This window comes from Exiguobacterium sp. QJM3NY_9 (genome assembly GCF_056173545.1).
The window spans coordinates 2,639,610-2,658,472 of sequence record NZ_CM149679.1 but is presented as its reverse complement, the minus strand read 5'-3'; the positions used below and the strand labels follow the sequence as shown (position 1 = coordinate 2,658,472).

13 protein-coding genes and 5 pseudogenes are annotated in these 18,863 nt (G+C 45.1%); 8 read left to right on the top strand and 10 right to left on the bottom strand.

The window, feature by feature from the left end; all coding sequences use genetic code 11:
* The first annotated feature begins 62 nt into the window (after positions 1-62).
* Complete coding sequence (locus AC0VYQ_RS13485; RefSeq protein WP_029331705.1) at positions 63-506, top strand: helix-turn-helix domain-containing protein; 444 nt, start codon at positions 63-65, stop codon at positions 504-506.
* Between the two features lie 96 nt (positions 507-602).
* Here the strand turns inward: AC0VYQ_RS13485 and AC0VYQ_RS13480 are convergent, their stop codons facing one another.
* Complete coding sequence (locus AC0VYQ_RS13480) at positions 603-854, bottom strand: hypothetical protein (RefSeq protein ID WP_251132663.1); 252 nt, start codon at positions 852-854, stop codon at positions 603-605.
* Between the two features lie 110 nt (positions 855-964).
* Between AC0VYQ_RS13480 and AC0VYQ_RS13475 the strand changes: the two genes are divergently transcribed.
* The 3 genes from AC0VYQ_RS13475 (at position 965) to AC0VYQ_RS13465 (ending at position 6,473) form a co-directional block, all read left to right on the top strand.
* Entirely contained in the window at positions 965-2,209 is a 1,245-nt protein-coding gene (locus AC0VYQ_RS13475) for a UDP-glucose dehydrogenase family protein (protein WP_475403788.1), read from the top strand.
* 59 nt (positions 2,210-2,268) lie between these two features.
* A complete protein-coding gene (locus AC0VYQ_RS13470) occupies positions 2,269-2,673 on the top strand; it encodes a hypothetical protein (protein WP_475403787.1) in 405 nt (134 codons plus the stop codon).
* A gap of 872 nt (positions 2,674-3,545) precedes the next feature.
* Positions 3,546-6,473, top strand: coding sequence for an Ig-like domain-containing domain (locus AC0VYQ_RS13465; protein WP_475403786.1), 2,928 nt, complete (start codon positions 3,546-3,548; stop codon positions 6,471-6,473).
* Positions 6,474-6,960: 487 nt separating this feature from the next.
* On the opposite strand, the gene AC0VYQ_RS13460 is transcribed toward AC0VYQ_RS13465, so the two are convergent.
* The 5 genes and pseudogenes from AC0VYQ_RS13460 to AC0VYQ_RS13440 all read right to left on the bottom strand — a co-directional run bounded on the left by AC0VYQ_RS13460 (position 6,961) and on the right by AC0VYQ_RS13440 (position 11,809).
* Positions 6,961-8,037, bottom strand: a complete 1,077-nt coding sequence (locus AC0VYQ_RS13460; RefSeq protein ID WP_475403785.1) for a YheC/YheD family protein — start codon at positions 8,035-8,037, stop codon at positions 6,961-6,963.
* A gap of 367 nt (positions 8,038-8,404) precedes the next feature.
* A pseudogene (locus AC0VYQ_RS13455) lies at positions 8,405-8,878 on the bottom strand (IS3 family transposase).
* A gap of 11 nt (positions 8,879-8,889) precedes the next feature.
* A pseudogene (locus AC0VYQ_RS13450) lies at positions 8,890-9,093 on the bottom strand (IS3 family transposase); the annotation flags it as partial.
* A gap of 150 nt (positions 9,094-9,243) precedes the next feature.
* The gene (locus AC0VYQ_RS13445) at positions 9,244-9,750 is read right to left on the bottom strand and encodes a helix-turn-helix domain-containing protein (RefSeq protein WP_475403784.1); all 507 of its coding nucleotides are present in this window, start codon (positions 9,748-9,750) and stop codon (positions 9,244-9,246) included.
* A gap of 112 nt (positions 9,751-9,862) precedes the next feature.
* Complete coding sequence (locus AC0VYQ_RS13440; protein WP_475403783.1) at positions 9,863-11,809, bottom strand: CDP-glycerol glycerophosphotransferase family protein; 1,947 nt, start codon at positions 11,807-11,809, stop codon at positions 9,863-9,865.
* Between the two features lie 1,272 nt (positions 11,810-13,081).
* On the opposite strand from AC0VYQ_RS13440, the gene AC0VYQ_RS13435 reads away from it, so the two are divergent.
* Both AC0VYQ_RS13435 and AC0VYQ_RS13430 read left to right on the top strand, forming a co-directional pair.
* Positions 13,082-13,381 (top strand): glycosyltransferase, encoded by a 300-nt coding sequence (locus tag AC0VYQ_RS13435; protein ID WP_475403782.1) that lies wholly within the window; start codon positions 13,082-13,084, stop codon positions 13,379-13,381.
* Positions 13,375-13,512, top strand: a complete 138-nt coding sequence (locus tag AC0VYQ_RS13430; RefSeq protein ID WP_475403781.1) for a glycosyltransferase — start codon at positions 13,375-13,377, stop codon at positions 13,510-13,512. The genes AC0VYQ_RS13435 and AC0VYQ_RS13430 overlap by 7 nt, the downstream gene beginning before the upstream one ends.
* Before the next feature lie 163 nt (positions 13,513-13,675).
* Here AC0VYQ_RS13430 and tnpB read toward each other — a convergent pair.
* Positions 13,676-14,848 (bottom strand): annotated as a pseudogene (tnpB, locus tag AC0VYQ_RS13425) (IS200/IS605 family element RNA-guided endonuclease TnpB).
* Positions 14,849-15,036: 188 nt separating this feature from the next.
* Between tnpB and galU the strand changes: the two are divergent.
* Positions 15,037-15,903 carry a UTP--glucose-1-phosphate uridylyltransferase GalU gene (galU, locus tag AC0VYQ_RS13420; protein WP_475403780.1) on the top strand — a complete coding sequence of 289 codons (867 nt, stop codon included), beginning with the start codon at positions 15,037-15,039 and terminating at the stop codon, positions 15,901-15,903.
* Positions 15,904-16,019: 116 nt separating this feature from the next.
* Here the strand turns inward: galU and AC0VYQ_RS13415 are convergent.
* The 3 genes and pseudogenes from AC0VYQ_RS13415 to AC0VYQ_RS13405 all read right to left on the bottom strand — a co-directional run.
* Positions 16,020-16,176, bottom strand: a pseudogene (locus tag AC0VYQ_RS13415) (helix-turn-helix domain-containing protein); the annotation flags it as partial.
* 112 nt (positions 16,177-16,288) lie between these two features.
* A pseudogene (locus AC0VYQ_RS13410) lies at positions 16,289-16,459 on the bottom strand (helix-turn-helix domain-containing protein); the annotation flags it as partial.
* Between the two features lie 234 nt (positions 16,460-16,693).
* Positions 16,694-17,821, bottom strand: coding sequence for a hypothetical protein (locus tag AC0VYQ_RS13405; RefSeq protein WP_475403779.1), 1,128 nt, complete (start codon positions 17,819-17,821; stop codon positions 16,694-16,696).
* A 109-nt stretch (positions 17,822-17,930) separates the two neighbouring features.
* On the opposite strand from AC0VYQ_RS13405, the gene AC0VYQ_RS13400 reads away from it, so the two are divergent.
* Positions 17,931-18,692 (top strand): tyrosine-protein phosphatase, encoded by a 762-nt coding sequence (locus AC0VYQ_RS13400; protein WP_475403778.1) that lies wholly within the window; start codon positions 17,931-17,933, stop codon positions 18,690-18,692.
* The last annotated feature ends 171 nt before the right edge of the window (positions 18,693-18,863 follow it).

The window sequence follows — 18,863 nt, the reverse complement described above, 5'->3', positions numbered from 1 at the left end:
TGACACACACGCACACATGTGTGTATAGTTGTAGTATCAAATGAACAGAAAGAGGGATGAGGATGTTAACGACGAAACAGATCAGTGAATTGTTACGTGTATCGGAAGAGACGGTCCGTCGCTGGATCCGGACAGGCGAACTGCATGCGGAACAGGACGGAAAAGGTTACTTGGTCGATGAACTGGCGCTGAAACGACTGGTCGATGAAAAGTCACAAATCCCGGGGACGGCGATGAATAAAATCCTCCCGATCATCAATGACATGTTTGGTCCGGAAGCGGCGAAGTTCGCGAAATCGAACTTGTTCGACCCACTCCGTCAATCGATGGATCAGACGCAAAGCGAGACGGTGCCACCGAAACAGGAAGCGACGGCTGAATCAATTGCTGAACAAATCAGTCAGCTCAAACGTAAAAAACGTCGCCTTGAGCTTGAACATGAACTGAAGTTGCTGGATGTTGACGAAAAAATCGCCGCGCTCGAGCATAAAGCGAACGGTTTATAAGCAGGAAAGACTACCTTTTGCACATGAGGTAGTCTTTTTTTGACGAAAAAAAGACAAAGTTCACGAGCTCGTGAGCTTTGCCGGCAGGCTAGTCCATCATGAGGACGATGGCGGTGTGATGGTTTTTTGTTTTTTCTTACGGCGCCAGTACCAATACCCGAGTCCGAGTGTGATCGGAATCGCGGCTAGATACGGATTGGCTTCTAGATAACTGATGATCTCAAACAGCGCGAACCATCCACTGAATAACCCGAGGATGAGTAAGATCGTCCGGATCGCTTCAGGAAGCTTCCGGATACGATATGCGAAGAGACAGACGAGGCAAAAGATGATAATCGCCACGGACATTCCTCCCATTCCCATGACTAGTATAGCGTATTCGAAAAGCTTTTTCGATGCACAAATCTTTCGTCCTCCCGTATAGTGAAGACAGAGAAACTAACGAAGGAAGTGATTGTATGCATCTAACGGTGATTGGGACCGGTTATGTCGGTCTTGTGACAGCGATTGGACTAGCGGACGCGGGACATGAAGTGACATGTGTCGATTTAAATAAAGAACGGATGGAACAGCTTAGACGCGGTATCGCGCCGATTACGGAGCAAGGGATAGACGAGGCACTCGAAAAAAATCAAAGTCGATTGACCTTCACGACGGAGTACCCCGTCTCGGACCTCTACCTCGTCGCCGTCGGTACACCGGAACGGGCAGACGGCAGTTGCGATCTTTCAGCCGTCGAAGCCGTCGTCCGGTTGATTGAATCGATCAGTCCCGGCGCATCGGTCGTCCTGAAATCGACCGTTCCTCCCGGGACGACGGAGCGGTTAAGTGCGGAGTATCCGTCCCTCCGCTTCGCGATGGTCCCGGAATTTTTGCGGGAAGGAACGGCGCTCGCTGATATGCGTCAACCGAGCCGGATTGTCATCGGGACGCGTGACGCGCTACTTGCGCCCCGGCTCGAGGAATTACTCAAGACGACGGACGCACCGGTCGTTCATGTCGATCCGACGACAGCAGAATTGACGAAATACGCGGCGAATAGTTTCCTGGCCGTCAAAATCAGCTTCATCAATGAAATCGCCCGGCTTGCCGACCAGGTCGGGGCGAACGTCGACGACATCGCCCACGGGATTGGTCTTGATCCACGGATTGGTCCCGCCTTCCTCCGAGCAGGTGCCGGCTACGGGGGGTCATGTTTCCCGAAAGACATCGCGGCGTTGACGACACTCGCGAAGAGACATGGTACCAGCCTCCACGTCATCAAGGGGGCGGACCGGACGAATGAGGACCAGCTCACATACGTTTTTGAGAAAATAAAAGCGAAGCCCGGGCTGAAAGTCGCCTTGCTTGGTCTCGCCTTCAAACCGGGAACGGACGATTTGCGGGACGCTCCCGCCTTACGTTTGGCAGAGCGTCTCCTTCAGGTCGGTGCTGACGTAACGGGATATGATCCGGCAGCGACGACCTTGCTCGACCAAAAGATGACAATCGAAGAGGCGTTAGCGGGAGCGGACGTCGCCGTCATCATGACGGAGTGGGACGAAATCAAACAGATTGAGCCACGTGTCTTCGAAAAACAGATGCAGACAGCCCGTTTGATCGATGGGCGGAACTGTTGGCAGTACGCAACGGCACCTGGAGCGGTCCAATATGAAGGAATCGGTCGCCCCCGTCAGACATTTTCGAACAATCCATCTAGCTGACCTGTTATATAGGGTGAATCCATCAGTGGGTTCATCCTATTTTTTTGTGGAGGAGACGGATGATGAAAATTGAGTATTTCACTGTGCAACCGAGTGGACCTAAAGGAAAGCTTGAGACCGTACCGTTGAAGAACGGGTGGGAGAAACATGTTGACGAGGAGTGGTCGCGGGCGATTCATTACGGCGCGGGGGTGATTCGGGTGACGGACGACAGCGTCGAGCTCCGGATTCCGATCGAGTTCGGGTTCGGCTACGTCCTCCAGTATATCTGCCAGTTCATCAAAGCCGAGCGCGCGCAGGACGGACGGGCCCGGTCGCGCCTGCAGCAGCAACTGGACTGGATCGGCACCGGGCTACCGGTCCGCCTGAGACGGCAGGCGGATCAAATCGAAGTCGTGGCGGACCGGACGCATATGTTCGGACGAGAGGCATTCGTCGAGGCGTTGACCGCAAGCGAACAATAAGTGAAGACAGTCGCTAGTACGTGACATGTTTTTCTCTGATGAGACAAGAGACTGGACCGATCATCAGGTCCAGTCTCTTTTTGTGGATTACGTCGTGTGACGGGACGGGCAGGACAAGGACATCACGCTTGACGAAATTGAGGCAGGACGACTGGAGGACATACATCCGTCAAAAGTCATAGCCGAGCATTAAAAAAGGTGTAAAAAAGAAGTCAGACTTTTGTCCGAAATAGCGATTTTTGAAAAATGATAGACAAAAGAAGAACTTATTCATCGTTTTCTGATAAAAAACAAGTCGACAAAAGAATTGACAACTATGTCGTTTTTTGTCGAAAAAATGACTTTTTTTAATAAATAGGAAACCAGAAATTGATTTTACATAATGCACCATGTAAAAAATTTTAACATAACCCGTAATATTGCATATTTATTACAAAATAATACTTGTTGATTCGGGAATCTTTCTGTATATTTATTGTTGTAGGTCGAGACAACTGGAAAACAGTGGGATTAACCTGCAAATTCAAGAAAAGCGGTTTATTTTTTAAAAACCGTTAAACATTGGAGTATCAGGTGTCGATAAACTTTATGAAATGACGAATACATATTTCGGAGGTATTAAAAAGTAATATATTTACAAAAAATATAAACTTTATACTCTAATTATCAAATTCGTCAGGACATAATTTTTCTTCCTTTATCTGACTTGTTATTGAAATCCAATTGAAATGTATAAGGGTATAATTGTAAAGTCGTTTTGAATGGATGGAAAAAGAAATCAGATGAAGGGGATCCTGTAGTTTGTCTTTTGTCTTTATTGGAGTAATGTCGTCACGTCAACTAGCAGTTTACTTAAGGGAGGATTTTCACACATGAGCACGAAGAAATCGAATAAAATTTATGCAGCAGCAGCTGCACTCGCAGTTACAGCTTCAGCAGTAGCACCAGGTCTTACGGCGGATGCTGCAACGAAAGTCACAGTTAAATCAATCGCAGCACCTAAATCAATCACACATTACGGTGGTTACACATTCGCAGTGAAAAAACTTTCACTTCCGAAAACAGTAAAAGTATTGCTTTCAAACAAGAAATACGAAAACCGTTCAGTTAAATGGACTAAAATTTCTTACGATGCGAAGCTCGTTGGTAAATACCAAACACTCACTGGTACAGTTGCAGGGACTTCGATGAAAACAACAATCAAAGTCAAATTGAACAACTACCCAATTGATGTCATCGAGCCGAAACTTGCTCCTGTCGCTGTCGGCGAAGCAGTTAAACTTCCATCAACAATCGACGTGAAATATAAAGACGGTAAAGTCGTTGCACGTTCAATCAAATCATTCAACCTTTCAGCTGTACCAACTGACAAAGTCGGCGCAATGAAAATTTCTTATAACTACATGGGCACTAACTCTTCAATCAAAGGCACAATTGGCTACGATGTGAAGTCTGCTCAAATCACGAACGTTAAAAACGAAGTGAAAGACGACATGCTTTCAGTATCTGCTGACGTGAAATACCCAGCGAAAGACGCTAAAGTTGCCCTTCTTGTTTACCCTGGAAAAGACACTTCAAAAGCGATGACTGTTGAAGCTGAATTTAAAGACGGCAAATTCATGGCGAAATCAGCAGTACTTCCAGCTGGAACACACGCTTTCTCAATCAAAATCGGAGAAGTTACTTCACGCGCTAAAGAATTCGTAGTTGAAGCACCAATGGTTAAAGAAGTTAAGGCGATTAACCTTGCACAAGTTGAAGTTAAATTCAACAAAGAGCTTGATAAGACATCTGCTGAAGCTATCGCTAACTATGAATTGAAAATTGGTTCTGCTACAGCTGTAAACCCAGCTTCTGTTGAATTAACTGGTAAAGATACGGCTCTTCTAACTTTCTCTAAAAAAGATCAATCGACTGATGCTAAACTTACTGTCAAGAACGTTAAGACAGCTACAAGCGCTTCAATCGACACAGTCGAAAAAGACGTTCGTTTCATCGATGTTGTTGCTCCGATGACTGGATCGATTGAAGTTGTTGCACCACGCGTTATCCGCGTAAACTTCTCTGAGCCATTGAAAGATGCTCCAACATTCAAACTCAACAATGGTCAAACTGCTATCGTTTCAACAGACTTCACTGAAGGAAACGACTATGCTGATCTTACAATCGGTATCGATCCAGCAAACGGTTCTTCACACACGCTTGAAGTTGTAGGCGGAGCAGACTACGCTGGATTCAAAATCGATTCAGTCACAAAAACATTCGTTTACCAAACGGACGTTATGGCTCCAACAGCTATGATTTCAAAAGTTCTTGATAACCATTCAATTGAAATCAAGTTCGATAAAGAACTTAACGATACAACTTTAGGCAACCTTGAGATCTTCCACACTGTCAAAGGCGGAAATGGTTACAAAGCTGAAGCTGTGACTTCTGTAAAATCAGGAACTAAAGACACAATCGTAGTAGACTTCAAGGGTGCAGTCTTCCCTGAAGGTCAAGTGAAGTTCTTCGTTGGATATGCTGATGAAAAAGGAACAATGGTACAAGATAAATGGGGTAACAAGTTTGCTGCTACTGAATTGTCTGCAGTCTACGCTGCTGATAAAGAAGCACCAACGCTTGTTTCTGTAGAAGGTAAATCAAAAACTACAATCGAACTCAAGTTGAGTGAAGAAGTAGATGCTACTACTGTTACTAAAGCAGGTAACATCGTTCTTACTGATGCTGATAACAAAGTTGTCGCAGCTACTGCTACATTAGGAACTGATAAGAAAACTGTAACATTGACAACAGCTGATCTTGCTGGCGGAAACTACAAAGTAGTTGTTAAAGACATTGCAGATGCTTCTGGCAACAAGCTTGCTGAAGTCGCTCGTACATTCTACGTCAACGATATGGTCGCTCCTACAGTAAATCCTGATGCAGATCTTCTTGCTGGAGACAAAAAAGTAAAAATTAAATTCAGTGAAGCAATGAATGCTGCTTCGATCACTGATAAAGCGAAATACAAATTCGATGGTGCTGATCTTGATTCTAAAGTAACAGTTACTGCAGTCGATGGTAATAAAGCCGTCATCCTTGACTTCTCAGCTGTCACAGGTGCTGCGCCAGCTACGAAGACAATCCGTGTTGGACGCGTAGTTGATGCTGCGGGTAACCTTACTGCTAACTTCTTCTCTGATGTAACTGTAGCAAGTGCACAATCTACTATCGCTGCTGATTCAGCAGTAGTTACTGGAATGCATACTGTAAAAGTATACTTTGGTGAAGTGATTACAAACGCTGTTGTCGGAGACTTCACTGTAAATAATGAGGCAGTGACTAACATCGTTAACTCTATCGAGTCTGGTAAATCAGTCCTCACGTTAACAGTTTCTGAGAAACTTCCGTATGATGCTACAGGTGTCACTGTAGACTCAGCTACGACTACTCAAGCTAAAAACAACGACGGACTTCTTGTTAAGTTTGCAGACCTTAAAGCTGATGACAAATATGCTCCAGAAATCACTGGCGCTGCGTTTGCTAATGGTGTAGAAGCTGATGATAAAGATACACTCACAGTAACATTCTCTGAAGCACTCTATGCTCCTTCAGTTCAAGATTCTGACTTTACTGTTGCAGGTCGAGTTGTTGAGGAAATCGCTGTTTCAGGTGCTACTGTTACATTGAAACTTAAAGCGGATGGTTCAGCTACAAGTGCTACGCCAGCTTCAGTATCAATCGTGAACACAATTGAAGATGCTGCGCGTAACGCTAAATCTTCACAAGTATTCACAGAAGTTACTGTTACACCTTAATAAAAAACATCGACATGTAGAACAATCCTCTCTTTGTGACTACTTGTTTGTGAGTTGGACCTCCTTATGTGAAATGCATAGGGAGGTTTTTTTATTGGATTTCAAATATATATTATTTCCTTGTGTGACTTTTTAGAGAGCATTCATTCCTACTCGGAGTGAGTGCTTTTTTTTACGTGTGTAAAGAAAGAGTGTGATAAATAAATGAATGGGATTCATCATTTGAACCAAGAAACTGTCTGGTGAGGAAGTCGGGATGGAGACGCATCTGTTCGATCATTCGGAAAGCAACCCACCTATGATTCCGATGGATACAACAATTGCTTATGGACTACATGGCGTAACGAAATGAATCACTTTTGATAGAAGAATGACTCTGTATAGGTCAGGTCAGTCAATCCGACTAATCATTCATAAAGTGAATCTATTCCATGACAAAAAATGACCGACGCTTCTCGAGCGTCGATCATTTCGAAATTCATGTAACTTATTGTCCGACCTTAAAATATCGACCATACCGTTGTTCTTTTGGAATCGGGGCGATGGCAGTTGCGACATTATGAGCGAATGGAATCAATTCTTGCGCTCTCCGTGCCTCTCGTTCTTCCTTAAACGCAACCACTTCAGGTCCTGTGTTGGCTTCGAAGAAACGAAGTGTGTATGTTTCATCGAGTGCGAAATCGAGTGCGAGTTCAGGTAATGTGAATGGATACAGCGCATCGATGTCTCGGGCGAGCAACAGGCTTTGTTCAATCAGATGTGTGAATAGCAAATCGCCTTCAGGAGATAATTCGTGTAAAAATTGTTCAGCACGTTCGTTTTTATATCCACTATAGTTCGTGATGAAGCAACCTTTTTTAGCTACGTCGACGATGGTTGATAACACAATCCATTGTCCGGACGTATCACGGATGAGGTGTGTACGTAAGTGGAACGTTTCTCCGTCAGGCGTCTGCGATTGAATGAACGGTTGGACGATGTAATTGCCTTGTTGAATCAATTGATTGATAAATGACTTGAGTTGTTGATACGAATAGGTCTGTCGTTCATCTTGAATCGTCACATCATATCCGAGACCTGCTGCTTTGGTGACTTTATAGATTCCGCGTCCCTTCGCTTCATTCGTCGGTTTCAAGACAAGGATTTTTTCCCGCTTCAGATGTTCTAAAAATTCGTCAAAATGGACGAGTGTCGTAGTCGGGATGAGTAAAGACTTCCATGATCCGGTCTCTTCTAATTTTTGTTGGAGCACCCATTTGTTATCGATCAAGTGGAAGAAGCAAGGGATTTCTTTTTGGAGACGCAGGTCTTTGTCTGGATTGGTCGCAGATTGGGGAATGACACATTTTTCATTCAGAAGTAGATTAGGAAAAGGAATTGTTTTAGCAACCCATTCGCCTTCATAGACCTCTGCTTGAATGGTGGCGGAATCAAAATCCACGTCCTCAATCGTAAAACAAGCAATTGTTTCACCTAGTTGATTTGCTTGTGCTAAGTAATGGGACATGCGTTCATCGGAAATGACCTGGCGTGGAGAGAAACGGTTATTGTAAAAAACAATCATATGTAGCAGCTCCTTTATTTGGTTTGTCGATCGAAGGATCATGTAGTACGAAATCAACGACTGCGTTATACCCGAAACTCGATTGGAAAGCTAGCGAAAACTTCAGCTGGTCATTTGGGGTGTGTTGATGTTAGTTAAGTATCGGATGGATCTAAGGGTTTTTATAGCTTTTTCGAACGGAACGAAGTCTCTAGGTATGCATTCATGCAGGCAGGTATACGAAAAAAATAGAGCTGAATGATTACCATTAAAAAGTAAAAACACCTCAATTGTTATATGTGATATGCTCCCCAAAAAGTAGGCAGTTGAAATAACAAAAACTGTCTACTTTGAACTGAACCAAAAAAGTTAGACAATAAATAATTCGTCAGGCGACCTTGAGGACCTGAGTCCGGTATTCCACCGGGCTCAGGTTTTTTAGTCGTCTCTTAATACGACAATGGTTATAGTACTCGATATAACGCTTGAGCTCACATTTGAAGTGGTCCATGTCATCGAACTCCTTGAGATATAGGAGCTCTGACTTGAGCACGGCGAAGAAGCTTTCGATGGCTGCGTTGTCGAGACAGTTTCCCTTACGGGACATACTTTGCGTGATGCCGTGCTCGTGGAGCGTATCGATGAACGCTCGGTATTGATAGTGCCAACCTTGGTCGGAATGGAGGATTGGTCGGGCTTCCCCGTCGAGCCTTCCGATTGCTTGGTCCAACATTTCGCCGACGAATTAGTATGTGGGACGGTCCGACATGGTATAGGCAATGATTTCACGGTTTCCCAAATCAATCATCGGCGAGAGGTAGAGCTTCTCCCCGAAAAGATGAAACTCAGTGACGTCGGTCACCCATTTCTGGTTCAGGCCGGAGGTCTTGAAGTCCCGTTGGAGAAGGTTAGGCGCGACCTTCCCGCCCGCCCCTTATAGGAGCGGTATCGCTTCAAACGAATGAGGTACTTGAGCCCGAGCTCGTCCATGAGACGGCGTATGGTCTTCGGGTCGTGCCGGAAGCCCTGGCGTTCGAGGAGTGCGTGGATGTGACGATAGCCACATCGCCCCTCGTGTTCGTGGAAGAGGGTATGGGATGGCTGCCTTTACCTCTGCATACTTGTCTTCGCCCGTCAGGCGCGTCCGCCAATAGTAGTAGACGCTTAGGGCCATACCGAGCACACGGAGGAGTCCCGGGACGGGGTAGATCGTCCGCAACTTGTCGATCACTTGCGCCTTGATCCGGTTCGTCGCGCGTTCTTTTCTTGAACCAAGGCTCTCAATTTTTTTAACGCAGCATTCTCCATCTCGAGGTACTCGATTCGCTCCTTGAGCTTCTCAACCTCCGTCATCTCTTCAGGATTCTTCTTGCGTCTCACCATCGGGGCACGTCCTTTCGGTCTGGCGACCAGACCCTCGACCGCTTCCTGTTCATACGTTGATCGCCAGTTCGAGATCATCCCTGGGGAGAAGATTCGGTATTTCATAGCCGCCGCCATGCGGGACAGCACATTGGTCGCCATGTCATTTAATACCTCCAGCTTAAATGTCGGCGTGTGGGTTGTATAGGAAGGATCGAAGATCGTCTCCCCCCAACGTTCATAGAGACGTGACCACTCACGGATCAGTTCACGCGCTATCCCGAATTCTTTCGCCACACCTTGGTATCCGTCTCGTCCCGTCAGATAACGCTCAGCGACCTGGACTTTAAACGCCTTCGTATATTTGACCATAAAAAACACCCCATAAAAGTTGAATTTTCATGTCCAACTTTTATGGGGCAGTTCATTGGCGAGAGAGCTTTTGTCGGTATGAGAATGATACGTGTCGATTCTAACGCAAGACTTATAAACTGAAATGTTCTTCCATCGCTTTAAAAATCCGTCGGCTTGCTTTTTTATCCTTGTATGGATAGATGTGTTGTAACTTACTTTTGAATTTAACGGGCATATTCGGTTCGCGTAAAGAAGCCAACAGTGCTTCTCGTGTCTCGATGACATCTCCAGGTAACAAATCGACCGATTCGCCGGCATTGTCGTCTCCTAGAAGCGTCTCAGGACGGTAATAGATGACTTTTTTGTGCATCAATGAGAAATCTAAACCAACGCTTGAATAATCCGTAACTAAGACATGGTTGATTTCAAGCAAGTCCTTCACTGTCTGATCTTCTTGACGCAGTACTTTCACGAAATCGGACTTGAACAGATGATTGAACTTTTGGAAGTTACGGTGCAAATAAAACGAGATTTCATATCCGCCCTGTTCGTGCATCGCCTGTAAGGCAGGGTCCGTAATCAAACTTTGGAACTCCTGATAGTAGTCGGTTTCGATGAACTGTTCGTCTTTATAGTTCTCGACTTTAGGACGCCATGTCGGCATGAACAAAATCTTCTTCCGGTTTAAGTAACGTTTTACAAACCGGGTCCGTTCATTGATCAAGTGATCAAAGCGTGCTAAGCCGGTGACGATGATTTCATTTTCTTCAAATCCATAATCGCGTGCGATCAGTTGCTTCTCACGCTCGGAAGAGACGACAAACAAATCTGTAAATGGATTCGGTTCTTTTTTTCCATAGACGGCGCTGACATCTTTTGATCCGATGATCCCGTGTTGTAAAAAGATTTTTTGTTTAGCGTAAGCGAGTTCTTCCATTTTATATGTCGCGAACGGTAAAACGTAATGGGAAGAGTGAGTATGGCATAAGATGTCGGCTTTTCGGACGACTTCGATATTTTCCGGTGACTTATAAAAAATGACATGCTGCTCATATCCGACCAAGTTTTTTAAATCTGTACTGGTTTCGGTGACGATATAAAACACGTTAAATCTTTTTTTATAACGATCGACCAAAAACTTAAAGAAAATCATTCCGTTATCTTGGGCCTTATCCGGATACTCGAAACAGACAATTGTTTTCTTCGCCGGATCAATCTGGACCAGTGGACGTTCCGGTTGTGTGTAGTATTCATAGGTCTCAGTCGGAATCGGGATAATCCGAAGGGAGAGAGCTTCATGTAACGTCGAATACGGTCGGACCAAGAAATGATGCGATTCATTGAATGGAACCCAGTGTTCATCGTTCAACAATTCCGGATTGGTTTTAAAATATTTGATCCGAGGTGTGAAAGCGGAAATCGTCATTTCTTTAATCGTAAAGCCGAATGAAAGGTCATAAATGCTCGGATTAAATGTTTCATAGGAGAATCCATCACCTAGTATTTGATGGATTTGTTCTTTGCTGAGGCTCGCTTCTACTTCTGTTTTGTAATAACGGGCATCCACGGGTGTGACGGAAAAGCGTTCAATTGCCAACGAATCGATGTATTCTTGATTTCTGATTTTGATGAAACATTTCGGTTGATTGACTTGGAAGTATTTGGAATGGAAAGAAAACTTGAAAATGACTTTATCATCCTGAGCGACCATGCCGTTAAAATCCACATCTCTGTTGTAGAAGTGCATGATGGACGGCTTTTTATTATAGATCAAACATAACTCATCTTCTTGATCAATATAAATGAAATATTTATGTTTTCCCTTTTTTAAATAACTGTTGTCTGCCATTTCAACCGGCTCCGTGATAGAAGCGAACTGAAGCGTCTGTCCGTTCTCGTCGATAAATTTTAAAGGATGGTTTTTAACTTTAAAAAATTCGAGGAGTTCTTCCATGGTTAAGGTGAAAGTATTTTCTGTTTTCTTGACTTCAAGCACCTTTTCTTCAGTTTTCAAAAACAATTGTTGGTTGGCTAGTCCTTCTATAAAAAACGTATGATCGTGACATGTGATTTTCATGTTGACGGTATTCATTCCTTTCATTTATCGCAAGCACCGGAATGATTGCTCTGGCGCTCTTAAAATATAAAGTGTGACATATTCAACCATACAGTAAGTTCCATGAAAATCAAAGTTAGATCATTAAATTTCTCACAAAATTTGGCTGAAAAAGTATCACATCTATTCTAGTGGTTAAGATGACTAAAAAAGGCCTAATGGCATTATAAAAAAGAAATAATCTCATGCACATAAGCATCCGTCAAGCTGACTGGGTTGTCTATATTTTAAAGAGGCTTGAAAAGATTTATTTTACTAAATCCAGCATATTTTTTTCAAGAGTAGCGACCAGCCTTTAGATTCCATTGTCGTAGATTTCTGCTTCGATAAATTATAGCTTAAGGAATCATCTTAATTGTTAAACAATATACTAGACTTTTTTTTGCACATCATCATAACGTGTGGTTGCTATTTAACGACCAAGCTCGAGGCACAATTTCCAAAAGAATCGTTCGAGATTTCGATAGCCATAACCACGACGCTTGATAAGTTTACCCTTAAGGAATACACTATTAGGTGTCTTCGCCATCGCAGTTGAAAATCACTGACGACAGAACGAATATCTCACAGTACGCCTTAAAGTGCAGCCGAAATCGCTGATGCGTCATGGCCCGGAACGATTGACACAAGATATCTAACCTTTGCATCAGGAATGAATGTCCCATTGATGCTTTTTTCTCGTGGCGAACGCGCTGACGAGGAGGTGTGTCGACTGTCCGACGATATCCACTAAAACGTACTGGTAAAACCACCTTTTTATGGTCGTACAATCGTACAATGGATTTCATAGTTCACGCGCGTGAAGTATGAAATCGTTTGGATATGGCATCGTTTCGTGATGCTTTTTCGGAAAACTTTGGTAGAAGTGTGGACGAGTTTGAGTCCGTAGTCATATACGAACGTTAAGTTACAAGAAGGGCATTTCTGACATGATACCGTTCGATCCACAAGGCACCAATTCCCCAAGCATGACCTTGCTGAAAGTGACGACTAGGATGGTCTTTTTTTCTGCAAAGCGGACAATGAATGTCATGTATATCGGGAATAACAGAAAATACGTGCAGTCCTTCATCGGACGACATTTGGATTTGAAAAAGGGATGGAAGCGGAAGAATTAATTTGATAAACTGTCAGGACAAGGCGAAACCCCAATCGTGATTTGTTTAGACAACAATTACGATACCATGGTGTTCGCTTTTTTCTATGTTCGATATAAAAGCTGATGGATTTTATATGTCAACCACACCTTATCGTGCCGGAACAGGATCATCACCGCAATCACATCAAGAACCAGTTCTGTTTTATGGGCCGCTTTGGTCTGCAAAAAAAATGGATCATCTGATCAAGAGTTACGCTATCTTTAAACAGTCCGGTCACACGACGAAGCTTGTCTTGTACGGGATGGATGAACAGGGACAAATCGCGATGATGAAAGAACTGATAAAAGAGGCCGGCTTACAGGACAATGTCGAGATTCGAGCTTTACGGCGAACCCGGCGGAAGTTTTTAGTGAATCGAAATCGTCGATGTTGACAAGTGAATTCGAGGGGCTCGGTTTGACAGTCATGAAGAGTATCAAAGTAGGCTGTCCCGTCATCTCATATAACGTCAAATACGGTCCTCGCGAGATCATTCGCACGGCGAAAACGGTTACCTTGTACTAGTAAACGACAGGACGCATTTTCGCAAGCAATGGTCCAGCTCTTCGGGACCTCCAGACAAACGAGATACTTTATCTTGAGACAGTCGTCCTTGAACTACCTCCACCTACGCTTCGCTTAGAGGTGGAGGATTCCTGAGTGATCCGACCTAACGGTCGAAAATTGATCAGGCTAACCCCGTCGTCCCGACGGTTGAAGAAGCTAGGATGCGTTCAGCTTCTTGTTTGAGGTTCAGTCCTGCGTTCACATCCCGGTCGTGGTGGATGCCGCAACTCGGGCATGTCCATTCACGCAAGCCAAGATGTTTCACGTCTTTGTGTTGATGTCCGCAACGGGAGCACAGTTGACTAGAGGCGAAGGTCTTGCCGACTTTCACGACGGTCTTCCCGTACCATTCCGCCTTGTATCCGAGCATGCGGAAGAACTCCGACCAACTGACCTCGGAGATGGACTTGCTCAACTTGCGATTCTTCTGCATGTTCTTCACCTGCAAGGTCTCGATCCCGATGACGTCGTGGTTTTTGACGATCTCGGTCGATCCCTTGTGCAGGAAATCGGTTCGCTTGTTCGCGATCTTCTCGTGGATGCGGGCGACCTTCCGCTTCTACTTCTGATAGTTCTTCGCCTCGGAAAGTTTTACTTTTTTGTCCAAGGCCAACCGTTGACGACGAGAAAGCTTGCGTTGCTCGCGCGCCAGCTTTTTCTCAAGCGAACGGAAGTAACGGTCGTTCTTGTATACCGTGCCGTCCGACAGGATGGCGAAGTTCTTGAGTCCGACATCGACGCCGACGGATGAGCCCGTCTGCGGCATTTCGTTGCTATCCTGCTCGACGAGCAGGGAGACGAAGTATTTTCCTGAAGCGTTACGCCGTATGGTCGCGTTCAAGATGCGTCCGACGACCTGCCTCGAGTTGGCGAAACGCACCCATTGCAACTTCGGGAGTTCTAACTTGCTCCCGATTATAGAGGCTTCGGGAAGTTGAGATTTCCTTTGAATATTGGTCTTATACGATTGGACCGGGTTCCGCTTCGACTTGAAGTGGGGTCGTTCGTTCTGCTTCTTGAAGAAGCGGTCAAAGGCATCAGCAAGATGTTTGACGCTCGTTTGAACAGACGTGCTATCGACTTCTTTCAACCAGTCGAACTCCTGCTTCAACAACGGGAGTTCTTTCGAGCAAGACCCGTAGGACAGCCTTTTCCCTGTCGCTTTATACATCTCATCCCACTTCGCTAAGAAGTGGTTGAAGACGAAGTGTGAACAACCAATGGTCTTCGCGATCAGGATTTCCTGCTCTTTTGTCGGATAGATTCTGAATTTGTAGGCCTTGTGTGTCAACATGATGTTCACCTCCTTACAAAGGATATACCCGCAAGAGAGGGTGGCGATTCATCTCCCACTTTCACTCGGGCTTCACCCGGATCGTTTAGAAGTGGGCGTATTCTCGCCTGATTTTGGTAAATAAGGTCGTCTACTCTAAGAACTGCAAAGCTAAATCAATCACGTAACGTAAAAGAGGATGGGGAAACATGAAAAAAATCACAAAAGCAATCATTCCGGCAGCTGGACTCGGAACACGTTTTTTACCGGCAACAAAAGCAATGCCAAAAGAGATGTTACCAATCTTAGATAAGCCGACGATTCAGTACATCGTCGAGGAAGCCGCAAAAGCTGGCATCGAAGATATCATTATCGTGACCGGGAAACATAAACGGGCAATCGAAGATCATTTTGACAACCAAAAAGAACTCGAAATCACGCTCGAGCAATCCGGCAAATTTGATTTGCTTGAGAAAGTCCAGTTCTCGACAAATCTTGCGAACATTTTCTATGTCCGTCAAAAAGAGCAAAAAGGTCTCGGACATGCAATTTTGACGGCAAAACAATTTATCGGCAATGAACCGTTTGCGGTCCTGCTCGGTGACGACATCGTTGAATCGGATACACCGGCAATTAAACAATTGATGGATGTATACGAACAAACGGAAAAATCCGTTATCGGCGTGCAGGAGGTCCGTACGCAGGATACCCACCGCTACGGCATCATCGATCCGAACAAAAAAGACGGTCGGATTTATGAAGTCAACCAGTTCGTCGAGAAACCGGCCCCGGGAACAGCCCCTTCGAATCTCGCAATCATGGGCCGTTACGTTCTGACACCGGATATCTTTGATTATTTGGCGGATCAAGAAGAAGGCGCTGGCGGCGAAATTCAATTGACGGACGCAATCGAACGATTGAATGCGGACAGCCAGGTCTATGCGTATGACTTCGAAGGAAGCCGCTATGACGTCGGAGAGAAGCTTGGCTTCGTCAAGACAACGATTGAGTATGCCCTCAAAGACGCTGAGATGCGTGACGAACTGAGAGCGTTTATTAAGACGCTTGATATGTAAATAAGTAGGCGGTCTTCGTAAAAGCCTGTATTAAAAAATCCTGAACCGTGGAAAGTAATCCGCGATTTGAGATTTTTTTTGAAAGAGGACGGTTTGTCAAATTAAGTGCAACATTTCTTCCGTGCACCGCACTTCTCTTTTCGCTTCAATTCTCGTGAAATCATAGAAGGTTGACGCCCCAGGCGTCCTGCAATCTTTCGGACAGAGAAACCTAGCTCGAGATACGTCTCTATTTTTGACTCTTTCTGATGTATTAAGATGAATATAGCTCATAACGAATCCTCCGTTGAATTTTATGTGGTAACTCTATTCTACACGAGGCCGTTATGGGTTTTTTTGTGTTTTCAGCTAGGTGTTGCACTTAATATTACAATTCATCTTTCACATAACGTTGGTCGGCATGGATAGCGCTGTAGTGTGAGTTCCGTCTCAATTCTCGTGAAACCGTAGAAGGTTTATGCCCAAGGCATCCAGCAATCTTTCGGATGGGGAAACTTAACTCGAGATACGTCTCTATTTTGACTCTTTCTGATGCGGTAAGGTGAACATAGCTCATAACGAATCCTCCGTTAAATGTGGTGTGGTAGCTTTATTCTACACGAGGTCGTTATGGTTTTTTTGTGTTTTCTCCTAGGTGTTGCACTTAATATTAGAATACGTCTTTCAAATAAAATATATACTGATTTTTAGTTAACTTAGACTGGTTTAAAAAGAGACAGTATACAAAAAAATATCCTGTTTCTTTTGCACCCACAAGGAAAGGCGAAAGAGAAAAAGGATGCAATTATTCTTAAAAAATCTGCTCGGCGAGCCGAACCTGACTGCGGCCTGTTTTGGTCTCGAAGCGTTGAATTCGGTACGAGTTACTCGTGACGAGACCGGACGAAGCGGACTCGTATTGAAGCGGAGCGAGCTTACTGAGTGCGTTGTTGGAGACGTCGGTCGACAGCCAATCGATAGCGACGACTTCTCCCTGGCGTAAAGTAAAATAATAAGCATTATAAAACAAATATGTGTTGACCGAATCGGATGCTGTCCGGGCAGGCGCTCCGTAAAGGCGCAATAGTTCAGCTTCTTTTACTCCAAAAAGTGTCGTCACGTCACTCGTAAAGGAGACGTTCAGATGATCTTTGACCCATGCGAGTAGTGTTTCGTCAGCAATCGGATCGGTTTTCAGTTGCACAAATGTCTCTTTTGTTGAAACATACCCGTTGAGTTCCTCTGTCACGTCAATCTGGGTGAGGTTTTTGTTCGTTTGCAGAATCAGATAACCATCACCAAAATCCGCTTCGTATAGCGGATCCGTTAAGGAACGGTCCTTATAGATCGTAGTGCTACGCTGCTTAATGTACAGCACACCGAATTCTTCCACATTCTCCGTACCGTACGTTTCCTCTTGTTCAAAGGCAGCAGGTGTTTCCGGCGTCGCGATTGTTTTCAATGATGTACCCGGTGAGCTATAGTGGAAGTAAAGATACGTGGCACCCGCTCCGAGTAAGAAACAAGACATCAGCAATGCTAGCCACCGCCACGGAAGGACGAGACGGGAGACAGGTAAACGAATCTCGAAGTGACTCCGGCGTTTTGGTGTGTTGGCTCGTCTGGGGTAGGCGAGGACCGAAATCTCTTCTTCTTTTTCTTCTGTGCCGCTTTCTTCAAGAATCGGTCGGGCGACAAGCATGCCGTAAAAGTCAGCCAGGCTCTCATGATGCGTTCCGGCAAGAAAAGCTTCCCAGTCCTCGGATGTTGCATGGTCCTGCTTAAATGAGACGAGCGGTGGAAATCCCGTCAGACGAATCATTGTCTCCGTCAAGGATTCAGTCGTCGCAAGGCTGGAACGGATTCTTTCGTGCAGCCGGCTGATCTGTTCTTCCGAGTGTGAAGTATAAAATTGGAGTGCTTTTAATGTACGGTGCATGAATCGTTCCCCCTCTCTAGTCCGTATCGTCTTACATTATAATCAAAAAAACGAGACAATGCCTTAGTCTTCACCAAAAAATACATACATGAAAGTGAGGGATGGTATTATGGTCGACATTCATTGCCACTTGTTGCCGCTCGTCGATGACGGTCCTTCAAGTATTGAACAATCCTTGCTGCTGGCACGGCAAGCGACGGCGGAAGGAATACGACATCTGATTGCGACGCCGCATCTGTCTCCGCCGAATTTTCATACGACACCGGCTCAAGTCGGTTTGATTGTGGCGGAATTCAACGTACTGCTTCAGCAACGGGATATTCCGTTGACTGTCTATACCGGTCACGAGATTCTGTTTAATGAAGACATAATACACGACATCGACAATGTTATGTTTCAGACACTTGCGAGTTCTCAATACGTGTTGATTGATGTGCCGGACGACGACTCACTCGAGTTGTCAGATTGGATCGAGGCGATGATCCGCGAAGGATACCGTCCGATTTTGTCTAATGTCGAACAGAAAAAGACATTGCGGGAACAGCCGAATCGCTTAGCGGACTGGATTAAAGCCGGAGCATTCGCGCAAGTCTCCTGTGCGGGTATTACCGGTGATTACGGAAAAGACGTCCGCCAATTTGCGCTCGCGCTACTGAAAAATGGATACGCCCAGCTTGTCGCTTCCGATGCCCATCATACGACACGGCGACCGTTCCGCTGGAAAAGCTGCCAGCAACAACTCCTGAATGAGCTGAATGAATCAAGCGTAACCAATCTGTATTACAATGCAGAATGTGTTCTACTCAATCGCCCGCTCGCGATCATCCCGCTGCGACCGCTGAATAAAAACTGGAAAGGACAGTGGGCGTAAGACGAACGGGGCACAAGGATTCAAACGAATCGAAGCGGGGGATTTCTCTAGTACATCATCTAGAGGAGGCATTTCGAATGGTCCACTACAACTATTTGGAACAGGATTTACTGAAGCATACGATATACAGTCCGCGCACGATCAAAGTATACCGCAGTGATTTGACCTGTT